Below are 24,296 nucleotides of genomic sequence, written 5' to 3'. Positions count from 1 at the left end.
CATATGCAAAAATTTTTATCAAAATATACCGTAATACCTGAGCATTAAAACAATGTGCGGTCGCGGATAGCGTCTTATACTGAATGACGTTTTTATCACGCCAGAATACGGCAGAATAATAAATATCATGCTGGCGCGGTGTCTGAATAAATAAAATGATGCTGAAAAAGGCTGCTGAATTAAAAAGGTAAATACGATGAATAACGCGATCTTCCCGAATAAATTTAAAGCGGCTCTCGCGGCGCACCAGATTCAGATTGGCTGCTGGTCCGCGCTGGCAAATCCCATCAGCACCGAAGTGCTGGGCCTGGCCGGTTTCGACTGGCTGGTGCTGGACGGCGAGCATGCGCCGAACGATATCAGCACCTTTATTCCGCAGTTGATGGCGCTTAAAGGTAGCCACAGCGCTCCGGTGGTGCGTGTCCCCACCAACGAACCAGTGATTATCAAGCGTCTGCTGGATATCGGCTTCTACAACTTCCTGATCCCGTTTGTGGAGACGGAAGAACAAGCGGCACTGGCCGTTGCGTCTACGCGCTACCCTCCCGAAGGGATCCGCGGCGTCTCCGTTTCACACCGCGCCAATATGTTTGGCACCGTCCCGGACTATTTCGCGCAGTCCAACAGCAACATCACCATTCTGGTTCAGATCGAGAGCCAGCAGGGCGTTGATAACGTCGACGCGATTGCCGCCACAAACGGCGTGGACGGGATCTTCGTCGGTCCAAGCGATCTGGCTGCCGCCTTTGGCCATCTGGGCAACGCCAGCCACCCTGACGTGCAGCGCGCGATCCAGCACATCTTTGCCCGCGCCAAAGCACACGGTAAACCGTGCGGTATTCTGGCGCCGGTTGAGGCTGACGCACGCCGCTATCTGGAGTGGGGAGCCACGTTTGTTGCCGTCGGCAGTGACCTCGGCGTTTTCCGCTCGGCTACGCAGAAATTAGCGAACGCTTTTAAAAAATAACCATCATTGAGGAAACAGATTATGACGCTGAAAGTGGGCTTTATTGGCCTGGGGATCATGGGTAAACCAATGAGTAAGAACCTCATCAAAGCGGGTTACTCACTGGTGGTATCCGATCATAATCCACAGGCCGTGGCTGAAGTGATGGCGGCGGGAGCAGAAACGGCCACCACCGCGAAAGCCATTGCCGAGCAGTGCGATGTCATCATCACCATGCTGCCAAACTCCCCGCATGTTAAAGAGGTTGCGCTGGGTGAAAACGGCATTATCGACGGCGCGAAGCCAGGCCTGGTGCTGATCGATATGAGTTCTATCGCACCGCTTGCAAGCCGTGAAATCAGCGAGGCGCTAAAAGCAAAGGGCGTCGATATGCTGGATGCGCCGGTCAGCGGCGGTGAGCCGAAAGCGATCGATGGCACGCTGTCGGTGATGGTCGGCGGTGATAAAGCCGTTTTCGATAAATTTTACGACCTGATGAAAGCCATGGCGGGGTCCGTGGTGCACACCGGAGAGATCGGGGCGGGTAACGTGACCAAGCTGGCAAACCAGGTGATTGTGGCGCTCAACATTGCCGCCATGTCTGAAGCGCTGACGCTGGCAACCAAAGCGGGCGTCAATCCGGACCTGGTCTACCAGGCCATTCGCGGTGGTCTGGCGGGCAGTACCGTGCTGGATGCCAAAGCGCCCATGGTCATGGATCGCAATTTCAAACCCGGTTTCCGCATCGACCTGCATATCAAAGATCTGGCCAACGCGCTGGATACCTCCCACGGCGTGGGCGCACAGCTGCCGCTGACCGCAGCGGTCATGGAGATGATGCAGGCGCTGCGTGCCGATGGCCTGGGCACGGCCGATCACAGCGCAATTGCATGCTACTACGAAAAACTGGCGAAGGTGGAAGTAGCGCGATAATCACGCCTTACCTATACCTGAGGGTGACAGCGGCGTGCAAACCCTCTATACTGCGCGCCGAAGCTGACCAGACAGTCGCCGCTTCGTCGTCGTCCCTTTCGGGGGAGACGGGCGGAGGGGAGGAAAGTCCGGGCTCCATAGGGCAGGGTGCCAGGTAACGCCTGGGGGGGAAACCCACGACCAGTGCAACAGAGAGCAAACCGCCGATGGCCCGCGCAAGCGGGATCAGGTAAGGGTGAAAGGGTGCGGTAAGAGCGCACCGCGCGGCTGGTAACAGTCCGTGGCACGGTAAACTCCACCCGGAGCAAGGCCAAATAGGGGTTCACATGGTACGGCCCGTACTGAACCCGGGTAGGCTGCTTGAGCCAGTGAGCGATTGCTGGCCTAGATGAATGACTGTCCACGACAGAACCCGGCTTATCGGTCAGCTTCAACTTCTTCTAAAACAATTCGTTGGTGTGTCTCAGGCTTTCTAAGGCAAAATGTGACACAGACTGTGATACAAACGAGGCACACCAACGGCTGTTCCATTCCGACTATCCTGAAACCTGGCAACCGCGACAGCCTTCATTTCTGACTACCTTCAGGTGGTTTTTTCGTATGTCTCTGGATTGTGATTCATGTTTATTCCCTGTCAATATTTGATCTACAGACCACCCTGGCTCACTAAAATGTATGAGAAAAATAAATGAATCGTTAATAAATACAGTTTACCCCTAATTAATTTCTGAAAATGAAGAGGGGCTATTGCTACAGGATGATAAGAGCGCTTAACTCAACGCCTAATTTACCCATCGGTATTCAGTTGAGCATGAACAAAAAAAACAAACGAAAAAAACTGATTAAATATCATAGAAAGATGCTGAAAAATCGCCGATACCAGCCTGATTTGGCAGGTGCAGATCTGCGGTTTATGGATCTCAGGGGGCTCTATTTACGCAATATTGATTTATCGGGATGCGATATTTCGTTTTGTGATCTTCGGGGAGCCGATTTCTCCTGTGCTAATCTTGCAGGCGCTAATCTTAGCTACTGTAAAACGGAAGGTACTATCTTTAGTCATGCTGATTGTACTTGCGTGGATTTTACTGGAAGCGATATCCATAATGCCTGCTTCAACGATCGCACCGGGCCATTGACGGAACATGAGAAAATTGAAAGTGACATGCCACTATCCCGACCTCTCATCTCCATCTATATGCCAACCTGGAACCGCCAGACATTGGCGATCAGAGCCATACAATCGGTGCTGAATCAAGACTATGTGCACTGGGAACTCATTATCATTGATGATTTCTCATCGTCATTTGACCAGCTCTTGACGTATATCACTGAACTGAATGACCCGCGCATTACCTATATTCGCAATGAATTTAACTCTGGCGCTTGTGCAGTTCGAAATCAGGCTATCCGGATGGCCCGAGGCGATCTTATTACGGGTCTGGACGATGATGATGAATGGCTGCCGACACGCCTGTCCTCCTTTCTTACCTGTCAACATCAACTTCAGTTGCACAGTTTTTTATACGCAAATGATTATCTCTGTGACGGTACCGGATATCATCACCCTGATGAGTTGCAGGTATATCCGAAACCGGCTTATAAAAAAAGCCTGTTTGATAAAAGGAATATTATAGGCAACCAAATGCTGACCTTAACCAGTAGAATGCAACAGATCATGTTCGACGACGCCTTGCCTGCGGCTCAGGATTATGATGCGTTTTATCGGCTTGCAGAAACCTTCGGTGAACCTTTCAAACTGGATGACATCACCCAGGTGCTTTATGTCAATCACGGCGACGTCCGCATCACCTGCTCAGGGCGAAAATTTTCAGGTTATCTACGTTTTTACCGGAAACACAAAGCCAAATTAGACGTGCCGAGTAAAAAATATCAGCTCTTCACTCTTTACTACATTCGCAACAAAAAAATGCGCCCGCAAACCCTGATGAAATTGATGACGCTACGCAATCTGAAACGCTATCTGATGATGTATACCCGCTTCCGGAACAAAAAGTTCTAAGGCCTACAAACGACAAGAGTCGTGGTGGTGTTCAGAATGAGTAGATGGATACGGAAATCTTAGCGACGAGGGGCTGGGTAAGTCGCCGGGAATCACCCCGGCAGACAACCTCGACGAACGGGTAAGCACAGCGCCACCCGGCAACCACACAAACGACATCAATTCTCATATTTGCGACATTAAGCACATTTCACTGTTTTTCCCTTATCAATTCCACCCCGGTATCTGCATACGATCGACATCACAAAATTTAAATCCAAAAAACCGACGATCTGTAGTATTGATAATTTGTTATGATTGTTAGCTTAATGATCGCAAATCTTTTCTCGTTTGATATGCACATATTGAAATCAAATACATTTCTCCCATGAATATGTGACGTATTCCACTCTTTTTCTGAAGTCTGAAAATTCACGCCGTAAAAAATTGATAAATTGAAAGAATGTTTCAAACAAATAACGGTTATTTATTGGTCTTTAATTGCCTGAAATATCGTCTTTATTGATTTTTTAAGAACGGTGAAATTTATCCGGGTTATCGCCATAAAATAAATTTATTACCGCTATTTTTGTTGATCAATATCAGCGTTGTAGCGTATTTTTATGTTTCTATTTTGTTGATTTATAAGGTTTTTAATGGGTTTTTGAGAGGTGGGTTAAAAGGGCTGAAAAGCAAATTGTGAGTAACAGCACATACCCCTTTAAACATTATTGAGTAGAATTCACCCCGTCATAGGGAAATAAACGCAGAATATTATGAACACTATTATTCTACCGAAAACACAGCACCTCGTGGTATTTCAGGAAGTCATTAAAAGTGGCTCCATAGGTTCTGCAGCAAGACAGCTGGGCCTGACGCAACCCGCCGTCAGCAAAATTATCAGCGATATTGAGTCCTACTTCGGCGTGGAAGTGATGGTGCGCAAAAACACTGGCGTGAAACTGACCGCCGCGGGCCAGGTTCTGCTCTCGTACTCAGAGTCGATCACCCGCGAAATGAAAAACATGGTGAGCGAAATCAACAGCCTGAGCTTCAGCACCGTTATGGATGTCTCCTTTGGCTACCCGTCACTGATCGGCTTTACCTTCCTGTCCGGGATGATCAAAAAATTTAAGGAAGTGTTCCCGAAAGCGCGCGTCTCAATGTATGAAGCCCAACTCTCCTCTTTCCTCCCGGCCATTCGCGACGGTCGTCTGGATTTTGCCATCGGTACGCTGAGCGACGAAATGCTGCTGCAGGATCTCCACGTCGAACCGCTGTTTGAGTCCGAGTTTGTGCTGGTCGCCAGCAAAACGCGAACGTGCTCCGGCCCGACGACACTGGCATCGCTCACGCACGAGCAGTGGGTGATGCCGCAAACCGATATGGGCTACTACAAAGAACTCCTGACTACTCTGCAAGACAACCACATCAGCATCGAAAACATCGTCCAGACCGATTCGGTCGTCACCATTTATAACCTTGTCCTGAATGCCGATTATCTGACGGTGATTCCCCGCGATATGATCGCCCCATTCGGTTCGGATCAATTTATTGTGCTGCCTGTGGAAGATGAATTACCCGTGGCGCGTTATGCCGCCGTGTGGTCTAAAAATTACAGAATTAAAAAATCGGCGTCAGTATTAGTTGAGCTGGCAAAACAATATTCGTCGATGAATGTCGAAAGACGACGATAAATAATAAGTTACTATTTTAAAAATACTCAGAGCTTAACGTATTAACGCTCTGATACCCTGACTTTGCCTGAAAAGAATGAATTATTATAACGAGGATATTATGCATATTACTTACGATCTCCCGGTAACCATTGAAGATATTCAGGATGCCAGAAAACGCCTGGCAGGCAAGATATATAAAACCGGTATGCCACGCTCGAATTATCTCAGCGAACGTTGTAAGGGCGAAATATTCCTGAAGTTTGAGAACATGCAGCGTACCGGCTCGTTCAAAATTCGCGGCGCGTTTAATAAATTAAGCTCGCTGACCGATGCTGAAAAACGCAAAGGCGTGGTCGCCTGCTCAGCGGGAAACCACGCGCAGGGGGTTTCCCTTTCCTGCGCCATGCTCGGCATCGATGGCAAAGTGGTGATGCCAATGGGCGCACCAAAATCCAAGGTCGCCGCGACGCGCGACTACTCAGCGGAAGTGGTGCTGCACGGTGAGAACTTTAACGACACCATCGCCAAAGTCAGCGAAATCGTCGAGATGGAAGGGCGCATTTTTATCCCGCCTTACGATGACGCCAAAGTGATTGCCGGTCAGGGCACTATCGGCCTGGAAATTCTCGAAGATTTATATGACGTGGATAACGTGATTGTCCCTATCGGCGGCGGCGGTTTAATTGCCGGGATTGCAACGGCGATTAAATCCATCAACCCGACCATTAATATTATCGGCGTACAGTCTGAAAACGTGCACGGAATGGCAGCCTCCTGGCAGGCAGGAGAAATAACCAACCATCGCGTCACCGGCACGTTAGCCGACGGCTGCGACGTCTCTCGCCCGGGCAAATTAACCTTCGAAATCGTTCGTGAACTGGTCGATGACATTGTGCTGGTGAGCGAAGACGATATTCGCAACAGCATGATTGCCCTTATTCAGCGAAATAAAGTGGTGACGGAAGGCGCTGGCGCACTGGCCTGCGCGGCGTTATTAAGCGGCAAACTGGATCACTATATTCAGGGCCGCAAAACCGTCTGCATTATTTCCGGCGGCAATATCGATCTCTCCCGTGTTTCCCAAATTACCGGCTTCGTTGACGCATAAAGGTGACCTATGAGCAACACAGAAAGCATTATCGTTGGCCAGACAAAAACGTCCTCCTGGCGTAAGTCTGATACCACCTGGACGCTTGGCCTGTTTGGTACCGCCATTGGCGCAGGCGTGCTGTTCTTCCCCATTCGCGCAGGATTTGGCGGATTAATCCCTATCCTGCTGATGCTGGTTCTCGCGTTCCCGATTGCGTTTTACTGCCACCGCGCGCTGGCGCGCCTCTGCCTGTCCGGCAGCAACGTCTCCGGCAACATTACCGAAACGGTGGAAGAGCATTTCGGTAAAACCGGCGGGGTGGTGATCACGTTCCTCTACTTCTTCGCCATTTGCCCGCTGCTGTGGATTTACGGCGTCACCATTACTAACACCTTCATGACCTTCTGGGAAAACCAGCTCCAGCTGCCTGCGCTGAACCGCGGCGTGGTGGCGCTGTTCCTGCTGCTGCTGATGGCTTTTGTTATCTGGTTCGGTAAGGACCTGATGGTGAAGGTGATGAGCTTCCTGGTATTCCCGTTTATTGCCAGTCTGGTGCTGATTTCGCTGTCGCTGATCCCTTACTGGAACTCCGCGGTGATCGACCAGGTCAACCTGAGCGATATTGCCTTCACCGGCCATGACGGCATCCTGGTCACGGTGTGGCTGGGGATCTCCATCATGGTCTTCTCCTTTAACTTCTCGCCTATCGTCTCCTCGTTTGTGGTTTCCAAGCGCGAAGAGTACGAGCCGGAGTTCGGTAAAGAATTCACCGAGCAGAAATGTTCCAAAATCATCGGTCGCGCCAGCATGCTGATGGTCGCCGTGGTGATGTTCTTCGCCTTTAGCTGCCTGTTTACGCTCTCTCCGCAGAACATGGCGGATGCCAAAGCGCAGAACATCCCGGTGCTCTCTTACCTGGCGAACCACTTTGCCTCGATGTCCGGTACCAAATCGACGTTTGCGACGGTACTGGAATACGGCGCTTCCATTATTGCTTTAGTCGCTATTTTCAAATCCTTCTTTGGCCACTACCTGGGCACGCTGGAAGGGCTGAATGGCCTGATCCTCAAGTTCGGCTACAAAGGCGATAAGAAGAAGGTCTCTGTCGGCAAACTGAACACCATCAGCATGGTCTTCATCATGGGCTCCACCTGGATTGTGGCGTACGCCAACCCGAATATTCTCGACCTTATCGAAGCCATGGGCGCGCCAATTATCGCCTCTCTGCTGTGCCTGCTGCCGATGTACGCCATCCGCAAAGCGCCAGCCATGGCGAAATATAAGGGCAAACCCGAGAACATCTTCGTCACGGTTGTGGGCCTGCTGACCATTCTGAATATCGTTTACAAACTGTTCTAAACCATTGCTCAGGAAGAGCGGAGTCACATGATGATTGAGTTTCCGGTTGTACTGGTAATTAACTGCGGTTCGTCCTCTGTTAAGTTTTCGGTGCTCGACGCCAGCAGTTGCGACGCCCTGATGACGGGCATTGCTGACGGCATCAACACTGAAAAGGCCTTTATTTCCGTGAACGGGGGGGAGCCAGCCAGACTGGCTCACCAGGACTACGAAGGGGCGCTGGCTGCCATCGCCCTGGAGCTGGAGAAGCGTGACCTGATGAGCAGCGTGGCCTTAATTGGCCACCGCATTGCGCACGGCGGCGACCTCTTCAGCGAGTCGACCCTGATTACGGAAGAGGTGATTGAGCAGATCCGCCAGGTCTCTCCGCTGGCGCCGCTGCATAACTACGCCAACCTGAGCGGCGTGGAAGCCGCAGAGCGTCTGTTCCCGGGCGTGCAGCAGGTCGCGGTATTTGATACCAGCTTCCACCAGACGCTGCCGCCGCAGGCGTATCTGTACGGTTTGCCGTACCGCTATTTTGAAGCGCTGGGCGTGCGCCGCTACGGTTTCCACGGCACCTCTCACCGCTATGTGGCCGCGCAGGCACATTCGCTTCTCGGGCTGTCCCCCGATGACAGCGGCCTGGTGATCGCCCATCTTGGCAACGGGGCGTCCATCTGCGCGGTGCGCAACGGCCAAAGCGTGGATACTTCCATGGGGATGACCCCCCTGGAAGGACTGATGATGGGGACGCGCTGCGGCGACGTGGATTTTGGCGCGATGGCGTGGATTGCTCAGCAGACCGGTCAGTCGTTTGAGGATCTGGAGCGCGTGGTCAACAAAGAGTCCGGGTTGCTGGGGATCTCCGGCATCTCTTCTGACCTGCGGGCGCTGGAGAAAGCCTGGCATGAAGGCAACGAGCGGGCTGTGCTTGCGATTCAGACCTTCGTTCACCGCATTGCGCGACACATTGCCGGGCACGCGGCGTCGCTGCACCGCCTGGATGCGGTGGTCTTTACCGGCGGCATCGGCGAAAACTCAACGCTGATTCGCGCCCTGGTGGCTGAACGCCTGAAGGTGTTTGGCGTCATCCTCGACGACGCCAAAAATGCCCTGCCGGGCAGCGCGGGTGAGCGCGTCATCAGCACCGATTCGTCCCGCGTGACCTGCGCGGTGATCCCTACCAACGAAGAAAAAATGATCGCGCTGGACGCCCTCCGTCTTGGGAAGGTTACCCCGGCTGCGGCTTACGCCTGATAAAGCGAGAAACACATGAACGTAACAATCGATACGGGCATCGCCCCCTACAGCGACGCATGGGCCGGGTTTCGCGGTGAAGAATGGAAAAACGCCGTCAACGTGCGCGATTTTATTCAGCATAACTACACCCCTTATGAAGGCGATGAAGCTTTCCTCGCGCAGGCGACGCCAGCAACGACGGCGCTGTGGCAGAAGGTGATGGTCGGCATTCGTCAGGAGAATGCCACCCACGCCCCGGTGGATTTTGACACCAACATTGCCACCACCATTACGGCCCACGGGCCGGGCTATATTGACCAGGATCTGGAGACGATCGTCGGCCTGCAAACCGACAAGCCGCTCAAGCGCGCCCTGCATCCGTACGGCGGGATCAACATGATTCGCAGCTCGTTCGAAGCCTATGGCCGGGAGATGGATCCGCAGTTTGAATATCTCTTTACCGACCTGCGCAAAACTCACAACCAGGGCGTGTTTGACGTCTATTCGCCAGAGATGATGCGCTGCCGTAAGTCCGGCGTGCTGACCGGCTTGCCAGACGGCTACGGGCGCGGACGCATCATCGGCGACTATCGCCGCGTGGCGCTGTACGGGATTGCTTATCTGGTGCGCGAGCGTGAACTCCAGTTTACGGATCTACAGGGCAGGCTGGAGCGCGGTGAGGATCTGGAGGGGACGATCCGCCTGCGCGAAGAGCTGGCAGAGCACAAGCGCGCGCTGCTGCAGATCCAGCAGATGGCGGCGAACTATGGCTTTGATATCGCACGCCCGGCGATGAACGCCCAGGAAGCGGTGCAGTGGCTCTATTTTGCCTACCTTGCCGCGGTGAAATCCCAGAACGGCGGGGCGATGTCGCTGGGGCGCACGGCCTCGTTCCTCGATATCTACATTGAACGTGACATGCAGGCAGGAAGGCTGAATGAAGTCCAGGCGCAGGAGCTGATCGACCACTTCATCATGAAGATCCGCATGGTGCGCTTCCTGCGCACGCCGGAGTTCGACACGCTCTTCTCCGGCGATCCGATCTGGGCGACGGAAGTGATCGGCGGCATGGGGCTGGACGGCCGCACGCTGGTGACCAAAAACAGCTTCCGCTATCTGCACACGCTGCACACCATGGGGCCTGCACCTGAGCCGAACCTGACGATCCTCTGGTCTGAACAACTGCCGATCGCGTTCAAGAAATACGCCGCGCAGGTGTCGATCGTCACCTCTTCGCTGCAGTATGAGAACGACGATCTGATGCGTGCGGACTTCAACAGCGACGACTACGCCATTGCCTGCTGCGTCAGCCCGATGGTGATCGGCAAGCAGATGCAGTTCTTTGGCGCGCGCGCCAACCTCGCCAAAACGCTGCTGTACGCGATCAACGGCGGGGTGGACGAGAAGCTGAAGATCCAGGTCGGTCCTAAAACCGAGCCGCTGCTGGACGACGTGCTGGATTACGACACCGTGATGGCGAGCCTCGATCACTTTATGGACTGGCTGGCGGTGCAGTACATTAGCGCCCTGAATCTCATTCACTACATGCATGATAAGTACAGCTACGAAGCCTCGCTGATGGCGCTGCACGACCGGGACGTCTATCGCACCATGGCCTGCGGTATTGCCGGGCTGTCGGTAGCCGCGGATTCCCTGTCGGCCATTAAATATGCCACGGTGAAGCCGGTGCGCGACCATACCGGACTGGCAGTCGATTTCGTGATTGAAGGGGATTATCCGCAGTACGGCAACAACGACGACCGCGTGGACAGCATTGCCTGCGACCTGGTGGAGCGCTTTATGAAGAAAATTCAGGCGCTGCCAACCTACCGCAACGCGGTACCGACCCAGTCGATCCTGACCATCACCTCCAACGTGGTTTACGGGCAGAAAACCGGGAACACGCCTGACGGACGCCGCGGCGGCACGCCGTTTGCCCCAGGCGCGAACCCAATGCACGGCCGCGACAGAAAAGGGGCGGTGGCCTCGTTAACGTCGGTCGCCAAGCTGCCGTTCACCTATGCTAAAGACGGGATCTCTTACACCTTCTCCATCGTGCCGCAGGCGCTGGGCAAAGATGAGCTGGTGCGCAAAACCAACCTGGTAGGGCTGCTGGACGGGTACTTCCATCACGAAGCATCTATTGAGGGCGGGCAGCACCTGAACGTTAACGTGATGAACCGGGAGATGCTCCTCGATGCCATTGCGCATCCCGAGAACTACCCGAACCTGACCATCCGCGTCTCGGGCTATGCGGTGCGCTTTAATGCGCTGACGCGCGAGCAGCAGCAGGATGTGATTTCGCGAACGTTTACCCAATCTATCTAAATGTGAGTTCTCATGCCCCCTCAACGCAGGGGGCTTTTTTTGCCCGCTAAACATACAAAATTGTTTATATAATTACTCACACATATTCATCCGCTCTTGAAAAACAATACGCCTGCTTTCCCCTATAACAGAATGTAAGGACAGTAAGATGATGAAAATGACCCGTATTGCGTTGGCCGCCGCCACGCTGGCCGTGTGCAGTTTTACGGCGCAGGCCGCTAACGTTGAGGCTGCTCCGTCTCCATCGCAGGACCCGCTGGTTCAGCACCTGAAGCTCAGCAATGAGCAGGTTAAGAAGATTGAAGATCTGCATAAGCAGCTGGAACAAAATGTCAGCAAGATCCCAATGACGGGCGTGAAGGATGGCGCGCTGATCGACATGTTCCAGGCGGGTAAATGGGACGAAAGCACGGTGAAAAGCCAGCTTAGTGCATTCAGCAAAATTGAAGAGCAGACCCGCTATTACCGCGTGAAATATTACTTCGACGTCAGCCAGGTGTTAACGCCGGAACAGCGCAAACAGATTAGAACGGATATGGCTAACGCGCTGGCTAACTGATTTCCTGCCCGCGCACCGCGCGGGTTTTTATTTCTTGATCGGCGTCACTTTTAGAAAAATACCGTCTATCAACCCAGTTAAAAAGCAAATTTTCCTCTATCATTCGAAAATCCTCATAAAAGTTGTGACTTTTTTCTCCCTCGCTCCGGTTAAGATTTTCTCACACCAATAACAAGCACCTGCTGCCATCTGAATCGCAATCGCTGGCGATCGGAACCCTATAAAAACAACTGTTTACCCTACAAAATAAGCGAGTGCCCCATGGATACGGCAACAAACAGCAGTGTCATTGTGAATGATTCCCCCGCGGCTAGGCGGGCTGGAATGAGTGAAAGTGAGTGGCGAGAGGCGATTAAATTCGACAGCACCGACACGGGTTGGGTCATCATGAGTATTGGGATGGCTATCGGCGCGGGGATTGTTTTTCTCCCCGTGCAGGTCGGATTAATGGGGCTGTGGGTATTTTTGCTCTCCTCCATTATTGGTTATCCCGCCATGTATTTATTCCAGCGGTTGTTTATTAACACGCTGGCGGAATCCCCGGAATGCAAAGACTACCCGAGTGTAATTAGCGGGTATTTGGGTAAGAACTGGGGCATTTTATTAGGTGCGCTCTATTTCGTCATGCTGGTGATCTGGATGTTTGTCTATTCCACGGCCATTACCAACGACAGCGCCTCGTATTTGCACACCTTCGGCGTGACCGACGGTTTGCTCTCGGAAAATCCGTTCTACGGTTTATTTCTGATTTGCATTCTGGTCGCGATTTCGTCACGCGGTGAAAAGCTGCTGTTTAAAGTGTCCAGCCTGATGGTGCTTACCAAGCTGTTTGTCGTTGCGGCGCTGGGGTTGTCAATGATTGGCCTCTGGCATTTAGCCAACGTGGGCATGCTGCCGCCGCTGGGGCTGCTGATTAAAAACGCCATCATTACGCTGCCCTTTACCTTAACCTCCATTCTCTTTATTCAGACCCTGAGCCCGATGGTGATCTCGTACCGTTCACGTGAAAAATCGGTGGAGGTGGCACGTCATAAGGCACTGCGGGCGATGAACATTGCCTTTGGCATCCTGTTTGTGACGGTCTTCTTCTACGCCGTCTCCTTCACCCTGGCGATGGGGCACGATGAGGCGGTCAAAGCCTACGAGCAGAATATCTCTGCCCTGGCGATTGCGGCGCAGTTTATCAGCGGCGACGGCGCGGGCTGGGTCAAAATCGTCAGCGTGATCCTCAATATCTTCGCTGTGATGACTGCGTTCTTCGGCGTCTACCTCGGCTTCCGCGAGGCTACGCAGGGTATCGTCATGAACATCCTGCGCCGCAAAATGCCGGCAGAAAGAATCAATGAAAACGCTGTCCAGCGCGGCATTATGCTGTTCGCCATTCTGCTGGCCTGGAGCGCGATAGTCCTGAACGCGCCGGTGTTGAGCTTCACCTCCATTTGCAGCCCCATCTTCGGCATGGTGGGCTGTCTGATCCCGGCATGGCTGGTCTACAAGGTACCGGCGCTGCATAAATATAAAGGCGTATCGCTGGTGATAATCATCATAACCGGACTGCTGCTTTGTGTTTCTCCTTTCCTCGCATTCTCCTGAGGGTAATTAAGGTCGTAACGATGTCTGAGCAAACTCATCCTTTATGGAATCAATTTATTCGCGCGGTGCAGGAAGAAGTGAAGCCTGCCCTTGGGTGTACCGAACCCGTCTCTCTGGCACTGGCCTGTGCGATTGCCGCAGACCTTCTGCCGGGGGAGGTCACACGGATTGAGGCGTGGGTCTCGCCGAACCTGATGAAAAACGGGCTGGGCGTGACGGTGCCGGGTACCGGCATGGTCGGGTTACCGATTGCGGCGGCGCTGGGCGCAATTGGCGGTAACGCGCACGCCGGACTGGAGGTGTTGAAAGATGCCACCGCCGATGCACTGGTCCGCGCCAAAGCCCTGCTTGAGGCAGGGCACGTGCAGGTAAAACTGCAGCAGCCCTGTGATGAGATCCTCTATTCCCGGGCCTGCGTTTATGCCGGGGATATCTCGGCGATGGTGACCATCGCGGGCGGGCATACCCGGGTGGTGGAAGTGGTTTGCCAGGGGGAAACGCGCTTTACGCTGGATAAGCCCGTGACCGAGGCGGATGGCGATCCGCTGGCGGTACTGTCGCACGCTACGCTGTCGCAGATCCTGGAATTTGTCGAGCAGGTGCCGTTTGAAGCCATCCGCTTCATCCTGGAAGCAGGACAACTGAACGATGCGCTCTCCCGGGAAGGGCTCAGCGGGAAGTGGGGGCTGCATATTGGCGCAACGCTTGATAAGCAGCGCTCGCGCGGATGGCTGGCGCAGGATCTGGGTTCAGACATTGTTATTCGCACCAGTGCCGCCTCGGATGCCCGGATGGGGGGCGCAACGCTGCCGGCGATGAGCAATTCGGGCTCTGGTAACCAGGGGATCACCGCCACCATGCCCGTCGTTGTTGTGGCTGAGCATCTTCAGGCCGGTGACGAACGGCTGGCGCGGGCGCTGATGCTGTCGCATCTGTCGGCGATCTATATCCATTATCAGCTTCCACGCCTGTCCGCACTGTGTGCGGCGACAACGGCGGCGATGGGCGCTGCGGCGGGAATGGCGTGGCTGATGGGTGGCAGTTACCAGACCATCGCGATGGCGATCGGCAGTATGATCGGCGACGTCAGCGGGATGATTTGCGACGGCGCGTCAAACAGCTGCGCCATGAAGGTCTCTACCAGCGTCAGTAGCGCCTGGAAAGCGGTGATGATGGCGCTGGATGAGTCGGGCGTGACGGGCAACGAGGGGATTGTCGCGCACGATGTGGAGCAGTCGATCGCGAACCTGTGCGCGCTGGCGTGCCGCTCGATGCAGGCAACGGACCGGCAGATTATTGAGATTATGGCGAGTAAGGTGTCGTGATTTAATCCAACCCGTTACCCCTCACCCTAACCCTCTCCCACTGGGAGAGGGAGCCGATCGAGCGAGGGAGCGTGTTTATCTTAAACCGGCAAATCAATCAGCAGCGCGCGCAGTGGCGTATCCGCCACCAGGGTGATATTCGCTTCATCACGAATAAACGCCCCGTCGCCGCAGGTGAGGGCTTCTTTCTCTTCCGTGTGCGTCACCGCATGCACCGTACCGTGAATGGACTGCAGATAGGCGCGCGGACCATGAAGCTGGAAGCTTGCCTGTTCACCTTTTTTCAGCTCGATATGATGCAGCCACACCTGCTGACGCAGCTGCAGGCTCCCTTTGCTGCCATCCGGCGATGCAATCAACTGCTGCTTATCGCCCGTTAAATCTAACTTCTGTACCAGCGGATTTTCCCGCTCAGGGCAGGCGTCGAGCCACAGCTGCATGCGGGTCAGCGTTTTGTCTTTGCTGAGGTTATGCTCGCTGTAGCTGATGCCCGGCTGCGTGGAAATTAACAACGCTTCGCCAGCCTTTGCCTGGACATGATTGCCCTCGCTATCGCGGTATTCTGCCTCGCCTTCCAGGATCAGGTTCAGGATATCGACTTTCGGGTACGTACGCGGCTGGAAGGAGGCACCCGGGGCGAGCACTTCCTGGTTCAACACGCGCAGTGAAGCGTAACCGAGGAGTTTAGGGTCAAAGTAGTGTCCAAAGGAAAAGGTGTAGCGGGCCTGCAGCCAACCGAAATCGGCTTGTCCGCACTGTTTAGCTGTTCTTGTCGTAATCATAAACTTGACCTCTCTTTACACTAAAACAATGGTAAAGGTATGGACGCTTCATTGTTAGCCAGATATTCTGCCTGGTATGTTCAAATTTCCTGAATGAGAACGAGATGGCTAAAGAGAGAGCATTGACGCTTGAGGCGCTTCGCGTCATGGACGCGATTGACCGGCGCGGCAGTTTTGCGGCGGCGGCCGATGAACTGGGGCGCGTTCCGTCTGCGCTGAGCTACACCATGCAGAAGCTGGAAGAAGAGCTGGATGTGGTGCTTTTTGACCGCTCCGGTCATCGAACAAAATTCACCAACGTGGGCCGAATGCTGCTGGAGCGCGGCCGCGTGCTGCTGGAAGCGGCGGATAAGCTGACGACAGACGCCGAAGCGCTCGCGCGCGGCTGGGAAACGCATCTGACGTTAGTTACCGAAGCGCTGGTCCCGACCGAAGCGCTGTTCCCGCTGGTGGATCGCCTGGCGGCGAAGGCTAATACGCAGCTGTCGATCATCACCGAGGTGCTGGCAGGGGCGTGGGAACGTCTGGAGACGGGCAGAGCAGATATCGTTATTGCGCCGGACATGCACTTCCGCTCATCGTCAGAAATCAACTCGCGCAAGCTCTACAGCGTCATGAACGTCTACGTTGCCGCCCCCAACCACCCGATTCATCAGGAGCCGGAGCCGCTCTCTGAAGTCACACGCGTGAAGTATCGCGGCGTGGCGGTCGCGGATACCGCGCGCGAGCGTCCGGTGCTGACGGTGCAGCTGCTGGATAAACAGCCTCGTCTGACGGTGACCTCACTGGAAGACAAACGGCAGGCGCTGCTGGCCGGTCTGGGCGTGGCGACGATGCCGTACCCGTTTGTGGAAAAAGATATTGCGGAAGGGCGACTGCGGGTCGTGAGCCCGGAGTACACCAGCGAAGTGGATATCATTATGGCGTGGCGTCGCGACAGCATGGGCGAAGCCAAATCGTGGTGCCTGCGTGAAATTCCAAAGCTGTTTGCGCACCACAACAAATAAGCGTGTAGGCCCGGTAAGCGAAGCGCCACCGGGCTTTTTTTTATGCGCCGATCTTAGGATCCGGACCAAAGCGGTTTTCGCCCGGCGTCCCACTCTGACAGTTGAAGATCAAAATCACGATCCAGCCCACGATCGGAATCAGCAGCAGCAGTAACCACCACGCCGAACGATCGGTATCGTGCAGTCGACGGAACAGTACCGCCCATGATGGCAGCAGGACTAACAGGCCATAGATGGTGGTCAGTACGCCTTCACCACCAGCCCGCTCCCAGCCGAGAATTTTATCCACGATGCCCAGCACCATAATCAGGACGAAGTTCACCAGAACGAACATCCAGTACTCTTTGCGGCGGGCGCGGCCACCAAATCCAATGTAGTTGCGCAGTACTTTTAAATACCAGTCCATTTTCCTTGCCTCAATAATCGGTCAATCACTTGTTTTCTAAGCAATCAAAGTAAGGATAGATGGAGATTGTGAATTAAAAAAGGGCATCTGGTGATGCCCTTACTTTTTATCCAAAACGCACGTCGCGCCCGTGCGGTTCATCCAGGTCCTGCCAAGGGCCGATGGAGATAATACCCGTCGGGTTGATGGTCTTGTGGCTGCGGAAATAGTGGGTGCGAATATGGTCGAAGTCGACCGTCTCCGCGATGCCCGGCATCTGGTAGATGTCGCGCAGGAAACCATACAGGTTCAGGTAGTCGCTGATGCGGTGTTTATCGCACTTAAAATGGGTGACATAGACCGGATCAAAGCGAACCAGCGTGGTCCACAGGCGAATGTCCGCTTCCGTCAGGCGATCGCCCGTCAGGTAGCGATGCTGGCCCAGGATCTGTTCCAGGCGTTCCAGTGATTCAAACACCTTCCCGACCGCTTCGTCATACGCTTCCTGGCTGGTGGCAAAACCGGCCTTATAAACACCGTTGTTGACGTTGTCGTAAATCCAGCTGTTCAGCTCGTCAATCTTATCGCGCAGTTCAACCGGGTAGTAATCCCCGGCGCGGGCGCCGTGGGCATCAAATGCGGTATTGAACATGCGGATGATTTCCGCAGACTCATTGCTGACAATCGTCTGGTTTTTCTTGTCCCACAGCACCGGCACGGTCACGCGACCGGTGTAATGCGGATCGGCGCGCAGATAGAGCTGGTACAGGAAATCGTGGTGATAGAGTTCGTCGCCGGTTGCCGCAGGGAAATCACTGTCAAACGTCCAGCCGTTTTCCAGCATCAGCGGGTTGACGACTGAAACCGGAATGAAGGATTCGAGACCTTTCAGCTTGCGCACGATCAGCGTGCGGTGGGCCCACGGGCAGGCGAGGGAAACATAAAGATGATAACGATCTTTCTCAGCCGCGAAGCCGCCTTCGCCGCTAGGGCCCGGCGCACCGTCGGCGGTCAGCCAGTTACGGAAGGCCGAAACAGAGCGCTTAAAGCGACCTCCGGTGGATTTGGTGTCATACCAGACATCCTGCCAGACGCCGTCTACGAGTTGTCCCATTTTTTCTCCTCCGTCAGATAGCAAAAGCGAGGAGATGTCTCCTCGCTTTGTGTTTATTCAGTATAGCGTGCTTACCATTTCTTATTCAGAACGCGGTCGATGCTGTATGCGCCCGGGCCAGTAACGGCCAGCAGAAGGAAGCCACCCGCGATGGTCAGGTTTTTCATGAACATCAGAGAGTTCACGCCTTCCGCAAAGTTGCTGTGGAAGATGAACGCCGTCAGCACGGTGAAGCCTGCAGTAAACAGCGCGGTGGTGCGGGTCAGGAAGCCGAACAGGACTGCCAGGCCGCCGCCGAACTCAAGAAGAATGGTCAGTGGCAACAGGAACCCCGGAACGCCCATGGCTTCCATATATTGCTGGGTGCCTGCATAACCGGTGATTTTTCCCCAACCTGCCACGATGAACAGAATTGGCATCAGAATACGCGCTACCAGTACACCAACATCTTCTAATTTTTTCATTTTACTCTCCAGGAAACCACATCAGCGGCTGAACGTTATTTGTCTGCAATTCCGGGTAGATACCGCGTCGTTGCTGTCGATGGAGAGCATCATAAACGTGACGGTGGGCGATTGTTAGCAAGGAAAACTGTCAATCTTCTTCAAAGATATTGAGTAAGGGAGGGGAGAGGATTTTGCCGGGAGGCGCTGCGCTTACCCGGCCTACGCGTGCAAGTAGGCCGGGTAAGGCGTAGTCGCCACCCAGCGAGAAGGCTACCGCAACTGCTGCTGACGAATCGTGGCTTTCACCAGACGCCAGGCGCTCCAGGCACCAAATCCACGGCGCGCCCAGCGGATCAGCATATTTGGATGACGAACCGTCCAGATAGCCATCACGCTGCTGCCGACCAGCGCCCATGAACGCAGGCTCAGGAAGGTGTTCCAGCCCCGGTCAAACCGTCGCGTCGCGTCAATCCAGTCGCGGCGGCTCGCCGACAGATCCAGCCGTTGCTGCTGGATCTGGCTTAGCAGGTACGCTTTTCGCTTTTGACGTTCGGCTTTACCGCTCACGGCTTGTCATCCTCCAGCAGGGCGCGATCGTTAGCCAGCTCCTGACGCGTATGACGCAGGAACGTGGATTTACGCGCTTTACGCAGCGTCCAGATACCGCCTATCAACGCGGCGACCAGCAGAACGACAGTGGTGGCAATCATCGCGTTAAGACGATACTGCGGGTCAATGGCCCAGATGATTAACACCATCAGGCTCATCAGACCAAACGCGGCGAAGAGCATGGTCAGTCCGAGCATCAGCAGCATCTGGAAGAGGTTGGCTTTCTCCTCTTCCAGCTCGACCACTGCCAGCCGGACGCGCGTTTCGGCAATCCCGACCAGCGTCGTTAAAATACGCTGGCCGATGCCGAGGACGTTGTTAGCAGGCCCTTGTGCGTGACGAGGATCTTCCATATCAACGACGCGTCAGCAGGACACCCAGTACCACACCGACTGCGGCACCAATCCCTACGCCTGTCCATGGATTATCACGCACGTATTCGTCCGCACGCGCGGCCGCTTCGCGGGTCTGTTTTGCCAGTGCATCACCGGTTTCACCCAGGCGATAGCGGCTCTCTTTCAGCGCCTGCTCCGCTTTGCTGCGCAGCTTGCTTACCTCTTCTTTTGACTTGTCAGCAGAGGAGTTCAGCACCTCTTCAAGGGTATCGGCCAGGGATTTCAGTTCAGCGCGCAGATGTTCAGACGTCGTATCTTTTGACATGATTCTCTCCTGTTGAGATTTCCGTTAACTCAATAATCGCGAGCTTCCAGCGCTTTCAGGTCGTCCTGCGCTTCTTTCAACTTCTTCTCGCGCTTAGCAATTTTTTCCGCATCCCCTTTCTCTTTCGCTTCCTGCAGGTCGCGACGGCGCTCGGCTATCTCGTCCTTCTGTTCAGCGATTTTCTTCTGGTGGTCGGCACGAAGCTTGCTGTCTGAACAGTTCGCTTTCACTTCGCTCAGCGCTTTTTTGAGACCATCAACACGGTGCTGATTGTTATGCTTTTCGGCATAACCGATCTCACGCTGAATATCCTGTTCTTTCTCCTGACAGAGAGAATTGGCGAAGGATGCTGTGCTTAAAGAAAAAAGGGCCAGAGCCAGAGTCATGCGGAATTTCATTATCGAAACCTTCCATTGTGTTGCGGCGTAAGCCGCTATCCAAAGTTATGCGGAGTACAGTCGAGGGGTGCTCCGCGTACTTAAGCATAGTAAGTAAACGGGGGATTCACCAAAGTGAGTGAAAAGATTCGGAATCCTGGTAATTATCCAAATCGATGCGACGTATCGCGAATCAGCGACAGCCAGGCTGCTGGCTGGCTGTCATCTTCCTGCTGAGCAATGATATACCCCTGCGGCAGCGTACGGTCGAGAACCACTTTTGCGGCGGCACTTTGCGCACGGGAATCAAACTTGATCAGTAAAACATCGTCCTGCGGGGTGATGCTCTTAAAACGTATCCCGTTCGCATCCAGATGATGCCAGACAGAAAAACCGTCAGGCACGCTGGCACCCTGGTTCACCGGGCGAATGGCCAGCGTGGATTCCTGGTGCGAAAGCGCGCTCCATACCAGCAGCATGGCGCTGAGCACCACCAGCGTCATCACGGCACAGGCAAAACGGCGCAGGGCGAGCGGTGAGATAGCCATCGTTAGCCTCTGGCTCCGTATTTCTTTTTCCACAGCACGACCAGAGAGCCGATCAGGCCGAAGACCAGCAGCACAACGGGCAGCAGCATCAGGCAGGACATCAGCTGGTCTTCATATTTCATAAAGACCGGCGTTTTACCCAGGGCATAGCCGAGCGTCGTCAGAATAAGCACCCATAACAGACCGCTCATCCAGTTAAAGAACTGGAAGCGCGCGCTGCTCAGCCCCGACAGACCGGCAATGGTCGGCAACAGGGTACGTACAAACGCGATAAAGCGACCAATCAGCAGCGCGGAAAGCCCGTGCTTATGGAAAAGGTGGTGCGCCCGCTGATGATAATGTGCAGGCAGGTGCGAGAGCCAGTTCTGGACGATCCGGGTGTTGCCCAGCCATCTTCCCTGTATGTAGCTCACCCAGCAGCCGAGGCTGGCCGCGACGGTCAGTAATAAAATGGTGTGCGGAAACGCCATCGCCCCTTTGGCACACAGCACGCCGACGAGCACCAGCAAACTGTCACCGGGCAGGAAGGCTGCAGGCAGCAAACCGTTCTCAAGGAACAGGATCATAAACAAGACGAAATAGAGCATGCCAATCATGGAAGGGTTGGCCAGCGTTTCAAAGTCCTGCGCCCAGAGGGCATGCAGTAGTTGGGTCAAAAGTTCCATTCAGTGTTCCTGGAAATCGGTTAACGTCACGCCTGTTATCCGGGGCAAACAGCACGGCGACATTGTTGTGATTTCATTATGGTCGCTCGCGGACACATTGCGGTGTGGCCAACACGGTTCCCTGTTAATTGGCTGGTTAGCAAGCACTAACTTACAAAATAACGAAGTGAATCCAATTGTAACAAAGCCCAACGTTCTGCGTCACAGAATTTGCAGGCGTGAGTTGATTTTGGCGTAAGCCCAGGAAGTGAGCGAGGGGATTTACAAAGGCTGACACTATATATGTTTTGCTTACCCACTGAAGCCAGAAGGCGCAGCGAGGCGCCTGCCAGCGGGAAGGTCATCTATTTTGCGGCACTGGGGGCCGTATCGAGATGAACAACGGGATTATCAGCGAAAAGATAGCGGTCAGCGTTAAATTCGAAGTCGTCACTGGTTTCATTGAACAGCATCTGCTTGGTGTTCTCCAGGTGCTGCCACATCGCCAGCTTAGCGGCATGCGGATCTTTACGAATCAGCGCCTTAAGGATTTGGTCGTGATCGTCACACCAGTTGTCGACGGTTCGGGAATCGATATGGTCGTGCAGTTTTTTCCAGTACGGGTTGTGAACGCGCTGAGTCCACATTTTCTCAACGATTGCCGCCAGCGCCGTATTCTGGGTTGCCAGGGCGACCTGGACGTGGAACTGCAGATCCCACTCTGAATCGCGGAAACATTTTTCCTTCCGGGCATTCTCCTGGATTTCCATCAGCTTCATGATGTCCTGCTTGGTCACCTGCGTCGCCGCAAATTCGGCAATGTTGCTTTCAATCAGCTGGCGAGCCTGGAGCAGCTCAAACGGACCATAGCTGGCAAATTCCAGACTTTCGTCCGCGACAGGCGAGTGTTTCGGCAGATTGGAAATGACGTGAATGCCGGAGCCTTTGCGTACCTCAACGTAGCCTTCCACTTCCAGCATGATGATCGCTTCGCGCACCACGGTGCGGCTGACGCTTTTTTCATCCGCGATGAAGCGCTCGGCGGGCAGTTTATCACCGACAAGATAGACACCTTGCTCGATGCGATCTTTCAGCTCCGCAGCAAGTTGTTGATATAAACGACGTGGTTCGGTGATTTCCATATGCGCTCCAGGCAGGGTACGGCAGATGATTTGTTATACCACTTTTGCGTGCCACTCTCCAGATTTGCCATTAAAAAAGCCGCTACTGAGCGGCCTTTAAATGCCCGGCGGCGCTTCGCTTGCACGGGCCTGCGGGTTTTGTAGGCCGGGTAAGCGTAGCGCCACCCGGCGGAAAAATGGTTGCTAACTCTGCGTCGCCGGTTTCCCGAGCGACTCTTTCGCCAGCTCCTCTGCCGATTTGCTCTTCAGCACCGTCCAGATCACCACTGCGCCCAGCAGGTCGAAGATAGCCAGCACGGCGAACAGCGGGCTGAAGCCGATGGTATCTGCCAGCGCGCCGACGACCAGCGCAAACATCGTACTCGCGGTCCAGGCGGCCATCCCGGTCAGGCCGTTGGCGGTGGCCACTTCGTTACGACCAAAGACGTCAGACGAGAGCGTAATCAGCGCGCCGGACAGGGACTGGTGCGCAAAGCCACCGATGCACAGCAGGGCAATCGCGACGTATGGGCTGGTGAACAGGCCGATCATGCCCGGGCCAATCATCAGCAGGGCGCCCATGGTGACTACCATCTTACGGGAAACAATCAGGTTCACCCCAAACCAGCGCTGGAACAGCGGTGGCAGGTAGCCGCCCACGATACAGCCCAGGTCAGCGAACAGCATGGGCATCCAGGCGAACATCGCGATCTCTTTCAGGTTAAAGCCGTAGACTTTAAACATGAACAGCGGGATCCACGCGTTAAAGGTCCCCCAAGCCGGTTCTGCCAGGAAGCGCGGCAGGGCGATACCCCAGAACTGACGGGTGCCCAGGATCTGCCAGACGGTCATTTTCTTGCCGTTGTTGGTCTGATGCTGTGCTTCCTGACCACCAATGATGTACTCGCGTTCTTCTTCGGAAAGTTTTTTCTGATCGCGTGGGTGCTTATAGAAAACCAGCCACGCGATTGCCCAGGCGAAGCTCAGCACGCCGGAGATGATGAAGGCCATCTGCCAGCTGTGCATCACGATAGCCCACACCACCAGCGGTGGCGCAATCATTGCCCCGATGGACGAGCCCACGTTGAAGTAGCCAACAGCGATAGAGCGCTCTTTTGCCGGGAACCACTCGGAGCTGGCTTTCAGGCCCGCCGGGATCATCGCAGCTTCTGCCGCACCGACCGCACCGCGCGCCAGCGCCAGGCCGCCCCAGCTTCCCGCCAGCGCGGTGGCTCCGCAGAACACCGCCCAGGCGATGGCGAAGAAGGCATAACCGATTTTGGTACCGAGGATATCCAGCACATAGCCTGCAACTGGCTGCATGATGGTATACGCCGCGGAATAGGCGGCAATGATGTAGGAGTATTGCTGTGTGGAGATATGCAGCTCTTCCATTAACGTCGGCGCTGCGGCTGCCACGGTGTTACGTGTCAGGTAGCCCAGCACGGTGCCTAACGTCACCAGTGCGATCATATACCAACGTAACCCTTTAATTTTACGCATCTAAAACCTCATCGTTATGTTATGTCCGCGCCAGAGCACGGCAACTTCTCAACCGTTTCCGGGAG

General features: G+C 54.5%; 24 protein-coding genes, 1 other RNA gene and 1 pseudogene. 14 read left to right on the top strand and 12 right to left on the bottom strand.

The window, feature by feature from the left end:
• The first annotated feature begins 196 nt into the window (after nt 1–196).
• From garL to LJA86_RS14180, 13 genes and pseudogenes are all read left to right on the top strand, one after another.
• On the top strand, nt 197–967 hold the full coding sequence (gene garL, locus LJA86_RS14240; RefSeq protein ID WP_229226335.1) for a 2-dehydro-3-deoxyglucarate aldolase: 771 nt from the start codon (nt 197–199) through the stop codon (nt 965–967).
• Between the two features lie 21 nt (nt 968–988).
• Entirely contained in the window at nt 989–1,879 is an 891-nt protein-coding gene (gene garR, locus LJA86_RS14235; RefSeq protein WP_069719922.1) for a 2-hydroxy-3-oxopropionate reductase, read from the top strand.
• Between the two features lie 59 nt (nt 1,880–1,938).
• An RNA gene (gene rnpB, locus LJA86_RS14230) (RNase P RNA component class A) lies at nt 1,939–2,315 on the top strand.
• 297 nt (nt 2,316–2,612) lie between these two features.
• Nucleotides 2,613–2,990, top strand: a pseudogene (locus LJA86_RS22190) (pentapeptide repeat-containing protein); the annotation flags it as partial.
• Nucleotides 2,991–3,044: 54 nt separating this feature from the next.
• Nucleotides 3,045–3,902, top strand: coding sequence for a colanic acid biosynthesis glycosyltransferase WcaA (wcaA, locus tag LJA86_RS14220; RefSeq protein WP_045910169.1), 858 nt, complete (start codon nt 3,045–3,047; stop codon nt 3,900–3,902).
• A 755-nt stretch (nt 3,903–4,657) separates the two neighbouring features.
• Nucleotides 4,658–5,578: a transcriptional regulator TdcA gene (tdcA, locus tag LJA86_RS14215; RefSeq protein ID WP_229226334.1), complete on the top strand. Its 921-nt coding sequence runs from the start codon at nt 4,658–4,660 to the stop codon at nt 5,576–5,578.
• Between the two features lie 100 nt (nt 5,579–5,678).
• Entirely contained in the window at nt 5,679–6,668 is a 990-nt protein-coding gene (tdcB, locus tag LJA86_RS14210) for a bifunctional threonine ammonia-lyase/L-serine ammonia-lyase TdcB (RefSeq protein WP_023326154.1), read from the top strand.
• A 9-nt stretch (nt 6,669–6,677) separates the two neighbouring features.
• Entirely contained in the window at nt 6,678–8,009 is a 1,332-nt protein-coding gene (gene tdcC / locus LJA86_RS14205; protein ID WP_045415282.1) for a threonine/serine transporter TdcC, read from the top strand.
• A gap of 30 nt (nt 8,010–8,039) precedes the next feature.
• Nucleotides 8,040–9,248, top strand: coding sequence for a propionate kinase (gene tdcD, locus LJA86_RS14200; RefSeq protein ID WP_048029295.1), 1,209 nt, complete (start codon nt 8,040–8,042; stop codon nt 9,246–9,248).
• 15 nt (nt 9,249–9,263) lie between these two features.
• Nucleotides 9,264–11,558: a formate C-acetyltransferase gene (gene pflB / locus LJA86_RS14195; protein WP_229226333.1), complete on the top strand. Its 2,295-nt coding sequence runs from the start codon at nt 9,264–9,266 to the stop codon at nt 11,556–11,558.
• A gap of 148 nt (nt 11,559–11,706) precedes the next feature.
• A complete protein-coding gene (locus tag LJA86_RS14190) occupies nt 11,707–12,117 on the top strand; it encodes a Spy/CpxP family protein refolding chaperone (protein ID WP_045415278.1) in 411 nt (136 codons plus the stop codon).
• 261 nt (nt 12,118–12,378) lie between these two features.
• Nucleotides 12,379–13,710 carry an amino acid permease gene (locus LJA86_RS14185; RefSeq protein ID WP_045910069.1) on the top strand — a complete coding sequence of 444 codons (1,332 nt, stop codon included), beginning with the start codon at nt 12,379–12,381 and terminating at the stop codon, nt 13,708–13,710.
• Between the two features lie 20 nt (nt 13,711–13,730).
• Nucleotides 13,731–15,035: a serine dehydratase subunit alpha family protein gene (locus tag LJA86_RS14180; RefSeq protein ID WP_229226332.1), complete on the top strand. Its 1,305-nt coding sequence runs from the start codon at nt 13,731–13,733 to the stop codon at nt 15,033–15,035.
• Nucleotides 15,036–15,115: 80 nt separating this feature from the next.
• On the opposite strand, the gene LJA86_RS14175 is transcribed toward LJA86_RS14180, so the two are convergent.
• Nucleotides 15,116–15,817, bottom strand: a complete 702-nt coding sequence (locus LJA86_RS14175) for a pirin family protein (protein ID WP_023309295.1) — start codon at nt 15,815–15,817, stop codon at nt 15,116–15,118.
• Nucleotides 15,818–15,921: 104 nt separating this feature from the next.
• Between LJA86_RS14175 and yhaJ the strand changes: the two genes are divergently transcribed.
• Nucleotides 15,922–16,824 carry a DNA-binding transcriptional regulator YhaJ gene (gene yhaJ, locus LJA86_RS14170; protein WP_008503135.1) on the top strand — a complete coding sequence of 301 codons (903 nt, stop codon included), beginning with the start codon at nt 15,922–15,924 and terminating at the stop codon, nt 16,822–16,824.
• Nucleotides 16,825–16,864: 40 nt separating this feature from the next.
• Here yhaJ and LJA86_RS14165 read toward each other — a convergent pair whose 3' ends face one another.
• From LJA86_RS14165 to LJA86_RS14115, 11 genes are all read right to left on the bottom strand, one after another.
• Nucleotides 16,865–17,230 carry a DUF805 domain-containing protein gene (locus LJA86_RS14165; RefSeq protein WP_023615581.1) on the bottom strand — a complete coding sequence of 122 codons (366 nt, stop codon included), beginning with the start codon at nt 17,228–17,230 and terminating at the stop codon, nt 16,865–16,867.
• A 106-nt stretch (nt 17,231–17,336) separates the two neighbouring features.
• A complete protein-coding gene (locus tag LJA86_RS14160; protein ID WP_045910067.1) occupies nt 17,337–18,323 on the bottom strand; it encodes a glutathione S-transferase family protein in 987 nt (328 codons plus the stop codon).
• Between the two features lie 71 nt (nt 18,324–18,394).
• Complete coding sequence (locus tag LJA86_RS14155; RefSeq protein WP_023309292.1) at nt 18,395–18,787, bottom strand: DoxX family protein; 393 nt, start codon at nt 18,785–18,787, stop codon at nt 18,395–18,397.
• Between the two features lie 252 nt (nt 18,788–19,039).
• A complete protein-coding gene (locus tag LJA86_RS14150) occupies nt 19,040–19,336 on the bottom strand; it encodes a YqjK-like family protein (RefSeq protein ID WP_008503139.1) in 297 nt (98 codons plus the stop codon).
• Nucleotides 19,333–19,731, bottom strand: coding sequence for a phage holin family protein (locus LJA86_RS14145; protein ID WP_014885329.1), 399 nt, complete (start codon nt 19,729–19,731; stop codon nt 19,333–19,335). Before LJA86_RS14145 ends, LJA86_RS14150 begins: the two co-directional genes overlap by 4 nt.
• Before the next feature lies 1 nt (nt 19,732).
• Entirely contained in the window at nt 19,733–20,038 is a 306-nt protein-coding gene (locus LJA86_RS14140; protein WP_008503141.1) for a DUF883 family protein, read from the bottom strand.
• Between the two features lie 29 nt (nt 20,039–20,067).
• Nucleotides 20,068–20,436 (bottom strand): DUF1090 domain-containing protein, encoded by a 369-nt coding sequence (locus LJA86_RS14135; RefSeq protein WP_008503142.1) that lies wholly within the window; start codon nt 20,434–20,436, stop codon nt 20,068–20,070.
• Nucleotides 20,437–20,579: 143 nt separating this feature from the next.
• Nucleotides 20,580–20,963, bottom strand: coding sequence for an EnvZ/OmpR regulon moderator MzrA (gene mzrA / locus LJA86_RS14130; RefSeq protein WP_045910066.1), 384 nt, complete (start codon nt 20,961–20,963; stop codon nt 20,580–20,582).
• 2 nt (nt 20,964–20,965) lie between these two features.
• Nucleotides 20,966–21,628, bottom strand: coding sequence for a DedA family general envelope maintenance protein YqjA (yqjA, locus tag LJA86_RS14125; protein WP_023309289.1), 663 nt, complete (start codon nt 21,626–21,628; stop codon nt 20,966–20,968).
• A 344-nt stretch (nt 21,629–21,972) separates the two neighbouring features.
• The gene (exuR, locus tag LJA86_RS14120) at nt 21,973–22,749 is read right to left on the bottom strand and encodes a transcriptional regulator ExuR (protein WP_023615584.1); all 777 of its coding nucleotides are present in this window, start codon (nt 22,747–22,749) and stop codon (nt 21,973–21,975) included.
• A 183-nt stretch (nt 22,750–22,932) separates the two neighbouring features.
• On the bottom strand, nt 22,933–24,231 hold the full coding sequence (locus tag LJA86_RS14115) for an MFS transporter (protein ID WP_045910065.1): 1,299 nt from the start codon (nt 24,229–24,231) through the stop codon (nt 22,933–22,935).
• Nucleotides 24,232–24,296 lie beyond the last annotated feature (65 nt).

Source organism: Enterobacter sp. TCD1-1, from assembly GCF_020567405.1.
GTDB lineage: Bacteria > Pseudomonadota > Gammaproteobacteria > Enterobacterales > Enterobacteriaceae > Enterobacter > Enterobacter quasiroggenkampii.
Note: the sequence above shows the minus strand (reverse complement) of the source record. Positions and strands in the feature narration are given on the sequence as shown.